Here is a 17,421-nt window from a genome sequence, read left to right on the forward strand (position 1 = left end):
CTGCTTAATCCCGTCAATTTGGCGTCTAAGAAACCAAATCGAACTTAGTTCGTTGCCAAACAATGCCCAAAGCCTTCGTACGTTCTACGATTGCTTCAGTGTCCCTCAGTTTTGCTGCGGCTTCGATCTCTTTCAACGTCTCTCGAAGTCGGTCGGCTCCGAATACCGCAGCACTTCCAGCGACTTTGTGTGTCCGCGAAGCAATCTCAAGGAAGTCGTGAGCCTCATCAGAACCCAACCAGACCTCTAGCTTGTCTACTTCGTTGACGAACCGTGAGCGTAGCTTAACGAAGGTTTCTTCGCCTAATGCATCGCGGGTCTCCGCCCTGTGGCTATGATTGATCAGCATGGCGTCATCGTCATCAACTTGGCGCCCTGTTTGGTAAAGAACACTACGGAGTGCATCGCGGGACAACGGTTTGGTTAGAATACCGTTCATACCATCCTTTAAGAATTTTTCCTGTTCCTCAATCATTGCATTCGCCGTTAACGCATAAATTGCCGTCTTAGCTGATGCGCCACCATCACCACGAATCCTGCGGGTCGCGGCGTGACCGTCCATAATCGGCATGCTGATATCCATAAGGATAATATCAAATTCGTCTTCCTTAGACAATTCAACGCCCTCAAAGCCGTCATGTGCTTCCACCACGGTATGTCCCTCAGCCTGCAGCATTTCACGCGCCACGATCCGGTTGATTTCATTGTCCTCAACCAAGAGTACCTTGAGCGACCGCCCAGGCTGATGCTTTATGCTTTTAACGTGGACAACCTTAGGCGCTTCAGCCTCATGTACGGGCAGTCTGACCCAAAATGTACTGCCTTCGCCTACGATGCTCTCAACACCGATTTCGCCACCAAGTGCATTTACAAAACGTTTCGCGATGCTCAGGCCCAAGCCCGTTCCCCCAACGTCACGATCATATGCTGTATTGCCCGTAACGAAGTCATCAAAAACCCGCTTGATAAGATCCTCAGACATGCCTTGCCCCGTATCGATGATTTTAACCAGCAATTCTGCCGCGTCCCCTTCACCAACATTTTCGATCGTTACGGACACCTTGCCGCGTCTTGTAAACTTCACCGCATTACCGATGAGGTTCATCATGACGTGCTGAAGGCGGTCGAGATCTGATAAAACCCAGTCCATTTTGACACCACACCAGCCCCAAACCAACGACGTTTCGTTTTGGAATGCCGTGCTGGCCTGATTGTCGACAATGTCTTGCAACAGTTCAGAGATATTTACAGGTTCAATTCGCGTATTTAATTTACCTGCATCATAGCGCGTTATGTCCAAGACGTCTGAAACATGACTCAGCAACAGGCGGCCAGACGTTTCCATGTAACCCACATAGCGGTCCTGATTTTCGTTCAGTTCAGTGTCTCGTAACAAGTTCATGTTGCCCAACAACCCGTTTAACGGCGTACGAATTTCATGGCTCATTGTGGATAGGAATTCCGTCTTCATTTTCTCGCTGGCAAGCGCCTTGTCGCGTGCCGTGACAAGTTCAGCCTCCGCCATGACTTCGTGAGAAATGTCACGAAGGAAGCTGATGAAAATTGTGCCCTCGTCAGTCTTGGCGTTTTGAATTGCGAGCTCGACGGGAAAAATATGCCCATCTTTATGCTTGGCTTCTAGTCTCACACGGCCTTTGCCAATGACGCGCATATCACCGCCAATTCTCATGCGCTCCATGCCCGCCTCATTGGCATGGAGCAAATGATCGGGGACAATTACTGAAGCGATGTTCAGATCCAAAACAGCCGCCTTGGAATGACCAAATATACCTTCAGCGGCAGGGCTGAATTCAAGGATTTTACCATCTGCATCGCACACCACGACGCCGTCCAAAGACGTACCCATCACACTTTGCATTCGTGACATTGTCTGATTTTTCTCACGCTCTCTGTGATAGACACGCGCATTTAGAAGGTTGAGGTAAATAATTGCCAGAGCAAGCACGCCAATCAGTGCCGCAGTAGCCAATGCCAACTGCGTCAAGGTACCGGCGACTTCCGCACGTTGTTCGTCTGCCGTTTGCGCGTATAATTCCAAACTTGAATTGGCCAGTGCCCGAACAACGAGACTAACTTGATCGGTTAGAACTATAAGTTCGGGCAATTGCGCGACCAACTCATCATCGGTAGTGTCAATCAAAGTCGCGGCCTGTTCCAAAAACACGATTACACTGTCAAGATATTTCCGAGAAGCTGAATCAGTGCGAAGATCTTCAAAAACGGGCGCCTGTTGGAAGGTCGTAATGCGGCTAAAAAAGATATCAAACTCTTGGCGAAGCTGAGGCATATCCAAAGGGTCTTGGTCCACCTGCTGCGCGAATTCGAGGAATTCAACCTGTGTTTGAACCAAAAACCACTGCACATTGTCGGACCGTGCCGACCCCAACAATCTGATTTCATTTGATACATTAAAGGTCAAAATCGCAATTGCGCCAGCGGCGACAAGGCTTGCGCACACTGCGAATGCGCGGCCCCTTTTCGCACTCGTTGAAGTGTTGGATAACAAAACTTCATCCTCTTAGGTAGAGCTTAAGACTTCAAAGGAAATGTTACTGAACGATCTCCAGTCTGTCGAGTTGCCAGATACTGCGTGAATAGACGACTTCGGTACGAAAGCTGGAACTTCTATCATACGGGTAAATCACCCAAAGCGGGCCCTTGTCACGTAGCGTCATTTCTTCGCCGTCCATCAGGTAGGCAATAATTGGCCCTCCTTCGACCGCGTCACTTACTGGAATTTCCACGGTGTAGTCGTTGATTGCAGTTGCCAAGATCTGGCCGTCTTGCACGCCCAATAAGTCAGTTAAGATATGCAGCGGAACTCCGGTAAAGCTGTGAACGCCCTCGGTCCAGATCGTGCTCGTCTCAAAGGTTGTCGCCTGAAAGGCCATCAACGTTTCGCGATCAAACACGAGGGTATCTTCAACATTCGTGATCCCGATATCCCCAGACACCGTGAGAACAGTGGCCCCCACAGGCACCGAAAATTCTTCTGCAATTGCGTTTGAACCAATTCCAAACGCGAGAACAATCCCGAGAGTAGTCCAAGAGAGAGGCGTAATCATAGTGTTATCCTTTGCAATAGCGAAATCTTCATAACACCGAAGGCCAGTTCATGCCCTCGGGCATCGGGTTGCCCCCCCCTCCCTCTCGGATAGGTAACCTACCCTTTCGGATAGGTTCAATAAATTACGCCATCAGCAGGTCTCGTTTACTATGATCATCCAAGAACTTTGCTAAATCAGCGCGCAGATCGGCCCGATCCAACGCAAAGGCCACCGTTGCCTCAACAAATCCCTGCACAGAACCGCAATCGAAACGCTCGCCTTCAAAACGGTATCCGGTCACGCCAACCGATGCGACGTCCGCGTTGATTGCGTCTGTCAGTTGCAATTCACCACCAGCACCGGGCTCAAGATTGTCGAGGCGATCAAAAATGGCACTGTCAAGAATGTAGCGCCCAACGACGGCTATTGTTGAAGGCGCAATATCTGCGCGCGGCTTTTCGACCAATCCGCGCGCATGAGCGATGCGGCCGTTTTCAAGGTCGATATCCAGAACGCCGTATTTGCTGGTATCCACACGCGGCACATCCATGGTTGCGACCATGTGGCCACTAGTGTCGCGGTAGGCTTGGACCATCTGCGCCAATGCACCGCGCGGTGCCTTTATAACGTCGTCGGGCAGCAGGACGGCAAAGGGTTCGTTGCCGATCAAGCGCTTCGCCTGTCGAACCGCATGACCCAACCCTAAAGGTTGTGACTGTCGCAAAATAGTTAACGACCCTTCGGGCATCCGTGTCCGATCGAGTGCAGCAAAGGCGTCCTTCTTACCAGCTGCCAGCAAGCGATGTTCCAGCGAAGCAGCCGTATCAAAATAATCCTCTAAGGAACCCTTCCCGGCTGCGGACACAAAGATGAACTCTTCGATTCCAGCTTCGCGAGCCTCATCGACTGCATATTGAATGAGAGGCCGATCAATGAGCGTCAACATCTCTTTTGGGATCGTTTTGGTCGCAGGAAGAAAACGAGTGCCCATGCCGGCGACAGGGAAAACAGCTTTGCGGATGTGTGTCATTTGGTGTCCCTTTGAATGAAGTTCCATTCATCTTTCATCGGTCAAAACAGCCTGACCAATCAATTGAACAAGCGGACAGGAAAATGGCGCAGAAGGCGCGGTACCCAGCTTTGTGGCGACACCGCAGTGCACCTAAGGGACCAAGACCCACCCCAAGGGATGTACGCGCTACCCAATTTCCTGCTATATGTGTCATCGTGCGCTCATAGTCCGAAGCCAAGAGATCCAAAATTACGGAAGATAAATAATGAAAATTCTAATCGCTGACGACCACGACTTGTTGAGGGACATGCTTGTTCAGTTTCTTGAAAAAGAAGGCAGCTTTCAAACTGTGGCCGTTGGCACCTTCGATGAAGCTGCTGAGCGGATCGAAAAGGATGATCCGTACGACCTCGTTTTGCTCGACTATAATATGCCTGGTATGAACGGGCTCGATGGACTTAAGGCCGCGATTGCACTCGGGGGCGGGCAACGTGTTGCGTTGATTTCGGGCGAAGCGACCAAACAGATTGCCGAAGTCGCGCTAGAGGCTGGTGCAGCAGGGTTCGTTCCAAAATCCCTGCCCGCGAAGTCATTGGTTAATGCCATCAAATTCATGGCGATGGGCGAACAATACGCACCAATTGATTTCATGACAGCCGTTGAGCAAACGCCGACCAACCCTCTCGCGGACAAACTAACGGAACGTGAGTTGCAAATGCTAAAGGGGCTGACCGAGGGCAAGTCGAACAAAGAAATCGCCCGTGATTTGGAAATTCGAGAACCAACCGTCAAGCTGCATATGAAAACGTTATACCGCAAAGTTGGCGTTGCGAACCGCACCCAAGCTGCCTTGATCGGGCGTGAAGCCAACCTTTTTTAAATTCATCCATTTGGATAGGTTAGCGTCTCCGATGCACCACCATCTAAGCCAAACGCCCAAATGCGGCACCCGCATCAATTCGCTATCTTCTTACTAAAGGAGAGAGCTATTGGCCAGTAAACATTGCTTAACATTGTGCCAACTAAGGTGCCCAACGCGTTTCAACGTTCAGCGGAGGCGTTTCCCATCAAAGCTTAGCGTTTCGCGCAAAGACTTCCCGTCATTTTTACAAGACGAAATACAATCGACCCTGAAAAATAGGCCTGTAAGGCCATTATTTCGACAGGTCTTATAAATAAAATCATACCAAAAGACCTTTTGTGAATCGCCAGTTTTGCAGACCGAACTTGTCGCGGAAGCTGTTGGTGCGCTGCAGAATAGCAACCTGTCCAGCCATCCAAAGCGTTCGACGAAGCCGAGCATTGCCATATTTTGACAGTTTGGTTTGCCCTCTGAATGTACCTGATTGCATAGTCGCAAGGTCCATTCCACAGAACTTCAAAAACTGCCGGTGATGACGAAAGCGCCGTACATCCCCAGCTTCTGCCAAAATTGTCAAAGCATTGCGTATTCCGGGGCAATCCGGCCACCCATACCGATTTGATCCGGCCGGGGGTTCCGGGGCATCCGGCCACCCCCCTTTGACCTGATTTAGTGTGCTGCGAGGCGATCTGTAGCAGGGCTACTCTGACGTTCCTTTTGAACATGCTTATCGCGTCGGAATCTGCGGCAACCGGCAGTCCGACTGATACTTTGGCAGTCTCGTAGATATCTGAAAGTAAACGCTCTTTTGCAACCTTGAGGCCCACCACATCCCAAGCGTCAGCGATGAATGCCTCCTTGCTCATGGCTGAGATCAAGTGTGGTGACGGATAACGTTCAAGGAAAGCAAAGAACCAGTCACTGCGAGAACTGCGAGAACTGCGATGGAAACGATCAGCTTCAGGAAAATACAGCGGCAGATAATGGGTTAAAACTCGGTGCCACAACTCGGTGCCACAACTCGGTGCCACAACTCGGTCTTCGACTTGGATACGATGTCATGCGTTTTGGAACGCTCTTGGATGTCGTTAGTGCCACGCACGAGGGGGTCATGATAAAACTGCTCGTTCCCGATCTCCATCATGTGAAGAATGACCTGGGCATCCTTAGGGTCGTTTTTGTCCCAACTGTTGTGCAAGGCCTCTCGCGTTCTGGCCAGGGCCACAGATGACACCAACTTCAACTCAAAACCTGCTGCGGCAAGATGATAAGCCAAGGCACGGTGATAATTACCCGTTGCTTCAAAAGCTACACGGACAGGGCGGCCGTAGCAGGCAAGCGATGTGATTAGACGATTGAAGTCGTCTAGCTGGTTCAGAACAGTCAAACGACGGCAGCGCTTCTTGTCCGCAATAGCAATGAGAACTTCGTCGCGGGCCTTCGAGATATCGATGGCCACCAAAACGGGCGCAGTTTGTGTAATAATGATATCGGTCATAGTTGGTCTCCTTTGCGGTGTGGTTTGTACAAAACCACCGTAGGGACCTGAGGCAAAGCTATGACCACCTGCTGCGTTATTTGGGGCTGCGCAGGCAGTCATAGCCTTAAATTAGCGATATTCCGAAGGTGTTATGGGCCGGAATACATCAGTGGGAAGCTGCAGGAATGGGCTGAAAAACAAGGTATTACCATCCAGTATATCCAACCGCACTCTCATGCATGTAAACATGCATTGCCGCGCAATGGGAAAGCCGCAACAGACCACTTGCATCGAGCGCTATAACCGCGCGGTTAGGCATGAATGGCTGGACCAACATATCATTGAAAACATACCGGAGGCGCAAGACTTCGCCACACAATGGCTATGGACTTACAACAATCCCTCTCGGGAGCATACTTCGTATGCCCTGCCGGGCAGTGGACCGCCCCAATATGGGCATGGGCGGCACAACACCCGCCCAGAAACTAAAGATGGCCGCGTAAGTTCTACTGCACCACCCCGTTAGAAATGGGGGGGGCTACCATGTTCACAGTCCTGGTTCGCTTTGCTTTTGATGTATCGGGAATCGTTTTGTGCATTGCTTCGCTCCTAAGATGTTCAATTTGGAGTAAGTTGAGTACCGCGAAAAAATCCATTTTGGATACTAAAACATCCAAAATGGATGTAAAGTGCAGCATCAAGAGGCCGATAAATTAGGGGATGATGTGGGGTAGGTTGCACCAGAATGATTCTCTGGGCTGTGAGGACAGCGGCGACCGCTTACAACTTAAGAGTCTGGGAGGACCCACTATGAATTTCACCACAAAAGCAGCACTCGTCTGCACAACTGCGCTTCTTGGCACCGCTGCCGCAGCGGAGACGATGACAATCGGTATCACCCAAAACAACGTCGGTGTAGACAGCTACCAAACAACATATGAGCAGTCGTTTATCGCTGCTGCAGAAGCCAATCCTGATGTTGAAGTCGTGGTTTTGGATGCCGGCGGCGACGTGGCGCGCCAAATTGCCCAAATGGAAGACCTGATCCAACAAGAAGTTGATGCGATCATCATCTGGCCAACCAACGGCGAAGCAGTGATCCCAGCCGTGCGCAAAGCGTTTCAGGCGGGTATCCCTGTGGTCGTGACGAATTCCAACATCGCCGAAGCCGGCTTTGAATTTGTCTCGTCCTTCTCTGGCCCTGACAACATCACGCAGGGTTCACGCTCAGCTGAGATAATGTGTGAGCGTTTCACTGCACTCGGCATCCAAGGCGACGCACGCGTTGTGCAAATCTCTGGTCAGCCTGGCTACACAACGGCCATCGAGCGCGCCAAAGGCTTTGAAGATCGCCTTCCCGAAGTTTGCCCGAACGTCACGCTTGTTGAAACACAGCCTGGCGATTGGAACCGCGAAAAGTCCCAGCAGGTCATGGAAGCGTTTCTTGTGAAGTATGACGACATCGACGGCGTTTACGCTGGTGACGACAACATGGGCGTAGGCGCATTGAATGCCGCAAACGCGGCAGGCCGCACAGACGGTATCACGTTTGTGGGCGCTACAAACTTCGCAGTCGGCTACGAGGCCATGGGCCGTGGCGAATATTGGGGTTCGATCTATCAGTCCCCAGTTGACGACGCAGAAGCTGCTTTGAAAACTGCTTTGGATCTCCTTGCAGGCGAAGAGCTGCCGTTCCTGAACTACTTCGACACACCGAAGATCACGCAGGACAACATGGGCGATTACACCAAGCCTGTATTCTAAAAGAGCCTCATACTGAATGCGCGGGGCGGGCACCCGCCCCGCGCATTGCGACTAAAATCCACAAAATTATTTTCGAATGGGGAGGGGCACCATGGGGCGTGTTTCGGGCCGATCCTGTATTGTTACAGGGGCCGCACAAGGTATCGGGCGTGCCATCGGGGAGTCGCTTTTAGATGAAGGCGCTGACGTTTGTTTCGCCGACATCAATGCGGAGCGGTTGGGCGATGTTGTTGAAGCCAATGCAACCCGCGCCGCCAATACTGGCGCCAAGATCACGCATTACCCTGTTGATGTAGCCAACCGCGAACAAGTCCGTGCCATGATTGACCACACTGTGTCAGTCTTCGGCAAACTGGATGTCAAATTCAATAATGCGGGCGTGAACCGCCCAATGAATTTTCTTGATGTGACGGAGGCGAACTGGAAGTTCATTATGGATATCAATGGCCTTGGTGTGCTGATTGGCATGCAAGAAGCTGCTCGTCAGATGATTGCCCAAGGGCATGGCGGTAAGATCATTAACACCGCCTCCGTCGCCAGCCGTCAGGGATACGACAACGTCGCCCCGTATTGTGCCAGTAAATGGGCCGTCGTGTCGTTGACCCAATCGGGCGCGCGCGATCTGGCCAAGCATGCCATTACCGTCACCGGCTTTGCACCGGGCGTCGTGGCGACCGAAATGTGGGACCAAGTGGATCAAGATTTGATGGCAATCGGCGCGTCTGAACGCCCCGGCCAAGCGATGGAAGAATTCTCAACCGACATCCTGAAAGGCCGCGTGGCCACACCAGATGACATCACCGGAACAACCACTTTTCTGGCATCAAAAGACAGTGACTATATGACTGGCCAAATCATCATGATCGACGGAGGCATGACGCTGGTTTAGCGTTACGCATCAACCCCAAAGGGGCGTCTGCTAAGGCAGGCGAAAGGGAGGACCAATGGCCGGAATGTCAAAAGCACAGATTGGCGGCATCTTAGCGCGGCAAGGTATCTTGATCGCCTTCGCACTTTTTATCATTGGCTTCACGCTGGCCAACGAAAAATTCCTGAGCGCTGATAACGTGCTGAGCGTCGTGCGTTCGTCCGCAATTTTAGGCGTCATGGCGTTGGGGGTTACATTCGTGGTCATCAGCGGCAATCTGGACCTGTCCGTCGGGTCGATGATGTCTTTTTCCACCATCGTTGTGCTGGATTTGCACGACAAGGTCGGCCCCGCAATCGCCATCCCGCTGATGTTTGCTATGACCATCGCGCTGGGGGCGCTGATCGGGTTTCTTGTCGGCTACCTCAAGCTCAATTCACTCATCGTCACGCTTGGCATGTTGTCGGCGATCCACGGGCTTACGCTGACCTATTCGGGTGGCAAAAATATGGATATTGTCGACAAACAAGGCACGTGGTTCAGCGTCTTCGGGCAGGGCACGGCGCTGGGTATTCCGGTGCCGATTATTATGTTCCTATTGGTGGCTGCCTTCCTGGGCTTGGTGCTGGCGAGGACCCCATTTGGGCGCAAAGTCTATGCGGTGGGTGGCAACGGCACGGCGGCGACGTTCTCCGGTATCCCGCGCGCGCGCACTGTATTTTATTGCTACGTCATCTCTGCGGCCTGCGTCGCGACGGCGGGACTGATCCAAGCCAGCCGTTCGATGGGGTCACAAAATACTGTTGGGCAGGGGTTGGAACTTGAAGTTCTGGCGGCTGTCATCCTTGGCGGTGCGTCCCTGCTTGGCGGGTCCGGTACAATTTTCAAAACGCTCATCGGGGTGTTGATCCTTGGGTTTATCCAAAATGGTCTGCTGCTCGTGGGGCTTCAGTTCTACGTCCAGTTCGTTGTGACGTGGGTCATCATCATCCTTGCAGTCTGGCTCGATATAGCAGCCAAGCGCGGCAAGTTCTGGTCAACGATCGCTTAGGGGGGCGGGACACATGCAAGCTGGAAAACTCTCAACCTATTTAAGCAAAGGCGCCATTTGGGGCTTCATCGTGCTGGAACTGATCTTCTTTTCCGTTGCAGGCGAATTCCTGTCGATCACAGACAAGGCGTTCATGGATATCGACAACATGCTGTTGTTGCTAAAGCAATCTGCCCCCATCGGCATCATTGCGATTGGCATGACCATTATCATGATCAACGGTAACATCGACCTGAGCGTCGGGGCGATCTTTGCCCTGTCGGGGATAATTTTACTGGATTCCATGACGTGGCCGATCTTTGCGGGCCTTGGCAATTGGGTGATCCCTGTCTCATGGCTGCTGGCCCTGCTGACGGGAATTACACTGGGGTTCATCAACGGTCTGATCGTGTGGAAAACTGGCGTTGATGCCTTCATCGTGACACTTGGCTCCATGCTTGGCTATCGCGGGCTGGTGTTCATGTATAACGGTGAAAATCCCACATCACACCTGAACTGGACGCTGGTGGATTTCGCGGAACTTGAGTTTCTGGGGCTGCACACGGCGACGTGGTTCTTGCTGATTGTTACGGCGATCATCTGGTTTATCATGACCCGCACAGTCCACGGTCGAAACGCTTATGCCATTGGTGACAACCGCGAGGCGGCCGTAAATGCGGGCATCCGCGTCGGACCCCATATGCTAATCAACTTCATGATCATCGGATTTCTGGCCGCGCTGTCTGCGGTGGTATTTTATTCGGAAAGTGGATCGGTAAATCCCAACGACGGCCAGCTCTATGAACTTTGGGTCATCACAGCCGTTGTTCTTGGTGGCACCAAGCTGACGGGTGGCGCGGGGTCGATCATTTCGACTTTTGGCGGGGTCATCGCGATCCAGCTGTTGCGCAAGGGTCTGGGCCATATCGGGGCGGATACATCGACTGTGAACCTCGTGATCGGGATCATCTTGATCGCTGTGCTGATCCTTGATCGCCAGTTGAACGCCAAAGGCAAAGAGGAGTTGAAGATATGAGTGATCAAATCCCCGCCCTCCGCCTTGAAGGGATCGTCAAAACCTTCCCCGGTGTGCGCGCGCTTGACGGCGTGTCGTTCGACGTGATGCCCGGTGAAGTCCATGCGTTGATGGGCGAAAACGGTGCTGGAAAATCGACTTTGATGAAGGTCCTTGGTGGTATCTATCAGCCCAACGAAGGCCAAATTATCGTCAATGAGACCCCCGTTGTTATGGCCTCACCGCTTGAGGCAAAGGCGAAGGGGATCTTGTTCATTCACCAAGAACTCAGCCTCGCGCAGGAATTGTCTGTGGCCGAAAATGTCTATCTGGGTGAACTGCCGTTGAAACGTTTTGGCCGCGTCGATTGGGCGTCGCTTTATGCGAAAACGGACGAAATTCTTGCCCGCTTAAACGTCGGGTTCAATGCAAAAACTATCGTTGGCAGTCTGTCCATCGCCAATCAACAGATGGTCGAAATTGCGCGTGCACTGACTGTCGATGCCAAAGCCGTGATTTTTGACGAACCGACAGCATCCCTGACAGACGCAGAAAAGGTCGTGTTGTTTGATGTCATCACCGACCTCAAATCCCGCGGGGTGGGCATCATCTATATCTCCCATCGGATGGAAGAGATTTTCAAGATCACCGACCGCATTAGCGTGCTGCGCGACGGTCAACATACCGGCACTGCGATCACTGCTGAAACCGATGAAGATCAGGTGACGCAAATGATGATCGGGCGAAAGCTCGATCTGTCGCGCAACGCCGTCCATCACGAATTGGGGGATGTCGCGCTGGAAGTCCGTGGGTTGTCGTGTGGCGATCTGTTCCACGACATCAGCTTTGAGGTCAGGCGCGGCGAAGTCTTGGGGTTTTACGGTCTTGTCGGCGCGGGCCGTACAGAGATTGCCGAGACATTGTTCGGCCTGCGCGACCCCAGTGCGGGCACGATCTTGCTGAACGGGCAAGAAACGCGGATCGCGTCGCCAATCGACGCTATTTCGCGCGGCATTTCTTTGGTCCCCGAAGACCGAAAGGGGCAGGGCCTCGTGCTTGGGATGAACTGTCGTGACAACATGACGTTGCCACAGGTCGATACCCTCAAATCCGGTCCTTTCGTTGCGCCGGGCGCAGAAAATGCGATCTTTGATAAATACAAAGACCGTCTCGATATTCGCACACCGGGTTGGAAGCAGACGGTGGGTAATCTGTCAGGTGGTAATCAGCAAAAGATCGTCATTGGCAAATGGTTGTCGATGCATCCGAGCGTCCTTATCGTAGACGAACCGACGCGCGGCATCGACGTCGGGTCGAAATCCGAGATCCACAACCTGATCCGCGAATTGGCAGCGCAAGGCTATGCAGTCATTGTCATCAGTTCGGAAATGCCTGAGGTTTTGCACGTCGCCGACCGTATCATCGCGATGTATTCGGGCCGAATTATGCGCACGTTTACGTCCGATGAAGTGACCGAAGACAACCTCATTCAGGCCATCTCGGGCATTACCAACGATAAGGTGGCGTGATGCGCATTGGCTTTGCAGGTCTTGGGCGAATGGGTGCACCGATGGCGCGCAATCTGGCAGAGGCTGGCTATGATCTGACGCTGTGGAATAGATCGGTGGACAAAGCGGATGCGCTCGCGAACGAGATTGGCGCGTCTGTCGCCGTGACCCCGTGTGATTTGTCGCTGAGCTGGTCGGAGATGGCTTTCATATCCTGATCTGACATCAAGTGGATGTCCCGTTCTCGCGGCATTTGTTGGGCTAAACGGACTTAAGACGAAGGGGACAAGATCAAACAATGCCGCTTCTTTGCCAAATGAGATTTTTGACGGATTGTCTACAATGGGACCACAATTCTCTGGTCCTCTTCTGGTGCATCAAGAAGTAGGTGGTTCCCCGCTAGGACCAACATATTCGCCGCAGCAATGATATCGCTCTTCGTTTTGTAGCCAATTACATCCTCAATAGGCATATCAATGTGGCGCGCCATCAGCATTGTTTCCTCAGAGGAAAAGTTCGTCAGGCCACGGGCCACTTCCGTTCCCTGTTCGTCATAGACGTGCAGCACGTCGCCTTTGGTAAAATCGCCTTGGATTGAAATCACGTCTGCTCTGGTGATCCCACAGTCACCTGCAATCACCGACGCGGCTACTTCGCTTGAAACCACGAGCGTTCCAGAGACCTGCAACCGATTGCTGAGCCAGACCTTGAGAGGAGATGCCGTTTTACCAGTAACGAGACACCGCGTATATCGGCGCTCATTTTTCAGGACAGACGACACCGGACGTTCAATAATCCCGTCCGCAATAATCGTTTCCACACCGGCATTCTGCGCCATGCTGGCTGCCTGCATCTTAGTCAGCATGCCGCCACTGCCAAGCGTACTGACGCCCGTAGTGGATTCCAGGTGCTCGCTGACGTCTTTAACTTCCGCAATGAACTTTGCATTTGGGTCCGATGGATCGCGATCATACAGTCCCTCAACGCTGGTCAGGATGATCAACACATCGGCCTCGATCATCTGGGCTACTTTGGCTGACAGGCGGTCGTTATCCCCTACTCGCAAATCGTGGGTCGCCACGGAATCGTTCTCGTTGATGATCGGCATGATGTCGCTTTCGAACAACCGTGACATGGTGTTCTTGATGTTCAAAAAGCGCCGTCTTTCTTCCATGTCTCCAGCGGTCACAAGCATCTGCCCAACGTCCATTCCATGTTCTGACGCGACTTGACGGTAGGCGTTCATCAGCAGTGGTTGACCGCATGCAGCGGCTGCCTGTTTGTCCATAATACCCGCATCTTCGGGACGTTTACCAATCATATTCAACCCCAAGGCCACCGAACCAGAGGATGTGAGAATGATGTCGTAGCCTTCTTTTTGCAGCTGTGCGAGGTCGCTCATCAAGCCGTTCATAAAGGCATATCGAAGGGTGAGCCTTTCACTGTTTGCCAACAGGCTGGATCCGATCTTGACGACGATTTTTTTCTTCTTGGGCACAATGACCTCCAGTAACTTTCTGATTTAGAATGTAAGTTCAGGGGCTATTTGCGTCATGCGACGCCGCCCTGTAGCTCTGCTCACTCTAATGATTCGCCGACATATAACATGCACCCGACGTGGGAATGCAAATAGGTCGCCGCCCAACATGCGGTGCGCGCCGAGGTTTTGGCGAACGGAATGCGATGATGAACGGCCCCGATTGCGTGTGCGGTACTGCCGCGCGATTTCAGGACAGGCTGTCGAACCAGGAAGAGATAAAATGAAGATACTTTTGATCGGATGCGGCAAGATGGGTGGTGCGATGTTGCGTCAATGGGCCCACACAGACGATTATCACATAACTGTCGCTGATCCTGCCGCGACGGACCTGCCGGATGGTGTGACGCATGTGTCAAAAGCGACAGATTTGCCTGTGGGTTTTTTTGATGTCGTGTTGATCGCGATTAAACCGCAGATGATTGCAGATGTCCTGCCAGATTACGCGCCGGCGCTGAAATCTGGTGGGTGCTTTGTGTCCATCGCAGCAGGTTGCAGTGTCGCGACGATCGCAGGGGTTGTGGGTGACGCAGCAATCATTCGGGTGATGCCAAACATGGGCGCGATGGTCGGGCTTGGCGTTTCGGGGTTGTTCGCGAACCAGACGTGCACCCAAAAACACCGGTCCGATATAACTGCATTAATAGCGCTGACAGGGACCTGCGTGCAATTGGCCAGCGAGGATGAGATTGACCGACTGACGGCTGTCAGTGGCAGCGGACCGGGGTATGTTTTCGAAATAATGCGCAGTTATGTTGAAGCCGCCCAATCTGTGGGCTTTGATCAACCAACAGCCCGATCATTGGTGTTCGACACAATTGTGGGGGCCGTTGAAACCGCGCGCCAGTCGGATGCATCTTTGGAAGAGTTGCGTAACTCGGTAACCAGCAAAAACGGAACGACGCAGGCCGGTTTGGAACAGCTTATGCGGAGTGGCCAACTTGACGCGCTGTTGAATGACACCGTTCAGGCCGCCTACGCCCGCGCCGATGCATTAAAATAAAACGCTGCCCCCCAGGGTGCCTAATTAAGGGAACCAAACAATGAATAACGCTGTCATGAACGAAATTGACCCGGCGCAAAGTATCGAAGCCGTCATCGCTGACCTAGGCCGGCGCGCCATGGCTGCGGCACGCGACCTCGCCTTAGCGTCTGCACAGCAACGCAACCTTGCCCTGCAACATGCCGCTAAAGTCATGCGCGCCCGTTCGTCTGAAATCTTGTTGGCCAATGCCAAAGATGTCGCAGGTGTCCGCGACGGCGGCAAAGACGCGGCCTTTATCGACCGGCTTATACTGACTGAAGACCGCATCGCTGATATGGCGGATGCGTTGGATGCAATCGCCAAGCAGGACGACCCGCTTGGCCGCACACTAGCGACTTTTGATCGGCCCAACGGGCTGAAGATCGACCGCATCAGCGTGCCAATCGGGGTCATTGCCATGATCTATGAATCGCGCCCGAACGTCGGGTCCGACGCAGGTGCGCTGTGCGTCAAGTCCGGCAATGCCGTCATCTTGCGTTGTGGGTCCGAAAGCCTTCATTCGTCACGCATGATCGCGGCCTGTCTTACCCAAGGACTGCGCGCGGCGGGTCTGCCCGCGGATGCAGTGCAATTGGTCGACACCCGTGATCGCGAAGCGGTCAAGCTGCTGCTGCACAGCACTGAAACGGTCGACCTTGTCATTCCACGTGGCGGGCGTGGATTGGTGTCGTTGGTGCAAAAAGAAGCGAGGGTACCGACACTGCTGCATCTGGACGGCAACAACCATACCTACGTTCATGAAAGCGCAGATTTGGAAAAGGCCGTCGGGATTGTAGCGAATGCCAAAATGCGCAGAACGGGCATTTGCGGCGCGACAGAATGTGTTGTGATTGACCGCAAAATCGCTGAGCTGTTCCTGCCACGTCTGACGGTCGCACTCGGAGATTGCGAGTTGCGTGGTGACGAACAGGCGCGTGCGATCGTGCCGGATATGACCCCTGCAACGGATGCGGATTGGGACACCGAATACTTAAGCAACATCATGTCAGTGAAGATTGTCGATGACGTGCAGGCCAGTATCACGTTCGTTCAGGCGCACTCCTCCGGCCATACCGATGCAATCGTGACAGAGGACAAAAGCGCGGCGAAACTTTTCATGACGTCCGTGGATTCAGCCGTTGTGATGCACAACGCGTCAACCCAGTTTGCCGATGGTGGAGAGTTCGGGATGGGTGCGGAAATTGGCATCGCAACCGGCAAAATGCATGCCCGTGGGCCAGTCGGCGCAGAGCAGCTCACGAGCTTCAAATACTTGGTTTTCGGAAGCGGCCAGCAACGGCCTTGAAGTTGAGGGTCGCAATTTTGCATTTCACACCTCAGTCGACAAGGGTCAGCTTTCAGCAAAAATCCAAAGCATAAATGGAGCACTTAGTGTCCACTGCAAGCCATGAGAAAAGCGATTATTTCAACGAAACCAACGCTACTTTCGGGGACTGCCTTGCAGCCGCACGTCACCCAAAAGTTCTGAACGTAGACGGTCTGTCCAAGAAACTTTGCGCGATGTGCACACAGTCGAGGTTTGGGAAAGAAACGCCGACATGCCGCACGCTAACCGTATCCAGATGCTGGCAGGTCTATTGAACGTATCGATGGTCTGGCTCGTCAGCGGTGAAGGCAACGGCTCAAGTGAAGTCGCAGACACGTTTTAGCGCGCTGTCGGCGTGAATGACGCTCAGTGCGAGATATCACAATTGAAAGCGACCCTGTCAGGTGAGGTTGATAAGCTCGACAAACTCAAAGAACGGTTGCAGAAAATCCAGTAGTTTTTAAGTGAACCACTACCGGCCGAGGCCGGTAGCATCGCGATTGGAATGTAATTCCAGATACTGCAGGATGACATCGTCGGTGACATTCCCTGACGTTGTCGAGAAATATCCACGGGCCCAAAACCGCCTTCCCTAATACCGTTTGCGCAACTCTGGGAACGCCATCTGAACCCGCCGCGACGAGCGCCCTTTGATCCGCTGCATCACCTTGGACAGCGCGATCTGTGGCGGGACAGATATGAACATGTGGACGTGGTCAGCTGTCAGAACACCCTTCACAATATGCACGCCCATCTCGGCACAAGACTGTCGAATGATATCGCGGATCCGTTCGCGCATCAGCCCGCGCAGAACCTTATGTCGATATTTCGCAGCCCAAACGACGTGATAACGGTGATAAAGTCTGATATGTGATCCTATAGAATGGGCTCAAAGCCGGTGGCTTATCTCCATTAGGTGGAAAGTA

At 52.8% G+C, this 17,421-nt stretch carries 13 protein-coding genes and 3 pseudogenes; 10 read left to right on the forward strand and 6 right to left on the reverse strand.

What is annotated here, in order from left to right; translation table 11 throughout:
• Positions 1-25: 25 nt before the first annotated feature.
• From OAN307_RS20485 to OAN307_RS20495, 3 genes are all read right to left on the reverse strand, one after another.
• Complete coding sequence (locus tag OAN307_RS20485; protein WP_015501422.1) at positions 26-2,527, reverse strand: ATP-binding protein; 2,502 nt, start codon at positions 2,525-2,527, stop codon at positions 26-28.
• Between the two features lie 43 nt (positions 2,528-2,570).
• Positions 2,571-3,086, reverse strand: coding sequence for a molybdopterin-dependent oxidoreductase (locus tag OAN307_RS20490; protein WP_015499063.1), 516 nt, complete (start codon positions 3,084-3,086; stop codon positions 2,571-2,573).
• 124 nt (positions 3,087-3,210) lie between these two features.
• Positions 3,211-4,098 (reverse strand): UTP--glucose-1-phosphate uridylyltransferase, encoded by an 888-nt coding sequence (locus OAN307_RS20495; RefSeq protein ID WP_015499062.1) that lies wholly within the window; start codon positions 4,096-4,098, stop codon positions 3,211-3,213.
• Between the two features lie 247 nt (positions 4,099-4,345).
• Here OAN307_RS20495 and OAN307_RS20500 point away from each other — a divergent pair, with 247 nt between their 5' ends.
• Positions 4,346-4,960: a response regulator gene (locus tag OAN307_RS20500; protein WP_044044153.1), complete on the forward strand. Its 615-nt coding sequence runs from the start codon at positions 4,346-4,348 to the stop codon at positions 4,958-4,960.
• Between the two features lie 343 nt (positions 4,961-5,303).
• Here OAN307_RS20500 and OAN307_RS20505 read toward each other — a convergent pair.
• Positions 5,304-6,440: pseudogene (locus tag OAN307_RS20505) on the reverse strand (transposase); the annotation flags it as partial.
• Positions 6,441-6,575: 135 nt separating this feature from the next.
• On the opposite strand from OAN307_RS20505, the pseudogene OAN307_RS27180 reads away from it, so the two are divergent.
• The 7 genes and pseudogenes from OAN307_RS27180 to OAN307_RS20540 all read left to right on the forward strand — a co-directional run.
• Positions 6,576-6,925: pseudogene (locus OAN307_RS27180) on the forward strand (integrase core domain-containing protein); the annotation flags it as partial.
• A gap of 307 nt (positions 6,926-7,232) precedes the next feature.
• Positions 7,233-8,186: a sugar ABC transporter substrate-binding protein gene (locus OAN307_RS20515; protein WP_015500942.1), complete on the forward strand. Its 954-nt coding sequence runs from the start codon at positions 7,233-7,235 to the stop codon at positions 8,184-8,186.
• A gap of 91 nt (positions 8,187-8,277) precedes the next feature.
• Positions 8,278-9,075 (forward strand): SDR family oxidoreductase, encoded by a 798-nt coding sequence (locus OAN307_RS20520; RefSeq protein WP_015500941.1) that lies wholly within the window; start codon positions 8,278-8,280, stop codon positions 9,073-9,075.
• Positions 9,076-9,130: 55 nt separating this feature from the next.
• Positions 9,131-10,105, forward strand: coding sequence for an ABC transporter permease (locus OAN307_RS20525; RefSeq protein ID WP_015500940.1), 975 nt, complete (start codon positions 9,131-9,133; stop codon positions 10,103-10,105).
• Positions 10,106-10,118: 13 nt separating this feature from the next.
• Positions 10,119-11,120 (forward strand): ABC transporter permease, encoded by a 1,002-nt coding sequence (locus tag OAN307_RS20530; protein ID WP_015500939.1) that lies wholly within the window; start codon positions 10,119-10,121, stop codon positions 11,118-11,120.
• Complete coding sequence (locus OAN307_RS20535) at positions 11,117-12,628, forward strand: sugar ABC transporter ATP-binding protein (RefSeq protein WP_015500938.1); 1,512 nt, start codon at positions 11,117-11,119, stop codon at positions 12,626-12,628. Before OAN307_RS20530 ends, OAN307_RS20535 begins: the two co-directional genes overlap by 4 nt.
• Positions 12,628-12,825, forward strand: coding sequence for an NAD(P)-binding domain-containing protein (locus OAN307_RS20540; protein WP_015501425.1), 198 nt, complete (start codon positions 12,628-12,630; stop codon positions 12,823-12,825). Before OAN307_RS20535 ends, OAN307_RS20540 begins: the two co-directional genes overlap by 1 nt.
• Positions 12,826-12,944: 119 nt before the next feature.
• On the opposite strand, the gene proB is transcribed toward OAN307_RS20540, so the two are convergent.
• Positions 12,945-14,105: a glutamate 5-kinase gene (gene proB / locus OAN307_RS20545; RefSeq protein ID WP_015501426.1), complete on the reverse strand. Its 1,161-nt coding sequence runs from the start codon at positions 14,103-14,105 to the stop codon at positions 12,945-12,947.
• Positions 14,106-14,367: 262 nt separating this feature from the next.
• Between proB and OAN307_RS20550 the strand changes: the two genes are divergently transcribed.
• On the forward strand, positions 14,368-15,147 hold the full coding sequence (locus OAN307_RS20550) for a pyrroline-5-carboxylate reductase family protein (protein WP_015501427.1): 780 nt from the start codon (positions 14,368-14,370) through the stop codon (positions 15,145-15,147).
• Between the two features lie 40 nt (positions 15,148-15,187).
• Positions 15,188-16,474, forward strand: a complete 1,287-nt coding sequence (locus OAN307_RS20555) for a glutamate-5-semialdehyde dehydrogenase (protein WP_015501428.1) — start codon at positions 15,188-15,190, stop codon at positions 16,472-16,474.
• Positions 16,475-16,967: 493 nt separating this feature from the next.
• On the opposite strand, the pseudogene tnpA reads toward OAN307_RS20555, so the two are convergent.
• Positions 16,968-17,375 (reverse strand): annotated as a pseudogene (tnpA, locus tag OAN307_RS20565) (IS200/IS605 family transposase).
• Between the last annotated feature and the right edge of the window lie 46 nt (positions 17,376-17,421).

Origin of the sequence: Octadecabacter antarcticus 307, assembly GCF_000155675.2 — a bacterium.
GTDB classification, from domain to species: domain Bacteria; phylum Pseudomonadota; class Alphaproteobacteria; order Rhodobacterales; family Rhodobacteraceae; genus Octadecabacter; species Octadecabacter antarcticus.

Excerpts from the sequence above, each read along its gene's own strand:
- OAN307_RS20555 (WP_015501428.1), top strand. The coding sequence starts at position 15,188 with ATGAATAACGCTGTCATGAACGAAATTGACCCGGCGCAAAGTATCGAA.
- OAN307_RS20525 (WP_015500940.1), top strand. The coding sequence starts at position 9,131 with ATGGCCGGAATGTCAAAAGCACAGATTGGCGGCATCTTAGCGCGGCAA.
- OAN307_RS20490 (WP_015499063.1), bottom strand. The coding sequence starts at position 3,086 with ATGATTACGCCTCTCTCTTGGACTACTCTCGGGATTGTTCTCGCGTTT.
- OAN307_RS20515 (WP_015500942.1), top strand. The coding sequence starts at position 7,233 with ATGAATTTCACCACAAAAGCAGCACTCGTCTGCACAACTGCGCTTCTT.
- OAN307_RS20530 (WP_015500939.1), top strand. The coding sequence starts at position 10,119 with ATGCAAGCTGGAAAACTCTCAACCTATTTAAGCAAAGGCGCCATTTGG.
- OAN307_RS20535 (WP_015500938.1), top strand. The coding sequence starts at position 11,117 with ATGAGTGATCAAATCCCCGCCCTCCGCCTTGAAGGGATCGTCAAAACC.
- OAN307_RS20520 (WP_015500941.1), top strand. The coding sequence starts at position 8,278 with ATGGGGCGTGTTTCGGGCCGATCCTGTATTGTTACAGGGGCCGCACAA.
- OAN307_RS20500 (WP_044044153.1), top strand. The coding sequence starts at position 4,346 with ATGAAAATTCTAATCGCTGACGACCACGACTTGTTGAGGGACATGCTT.
- OAN307_RS20540 (WP_015501425.1), top strand. The coding sequence starts at position 12,628 with ATGCGCATTGGCTTTGCAGGTCTTGGGCGAATGGGTGCACCGATGGCG.
- OAN307_RS20550 (WP_015501427.1), top strand. The coding sequence starts at position 14,368 with ATGAAGATACTTTTGATCGGATGCGGCAAGATGGGTGGTGCGATGTTG.
- OAN307_RS20495 (WP_015499062.1), bottom strand. The coding sequence starts at position 4,098 with ATGACACACATCCGCAAAGCTGTTTTCCCTGTCGCCGGCATGGGCACT.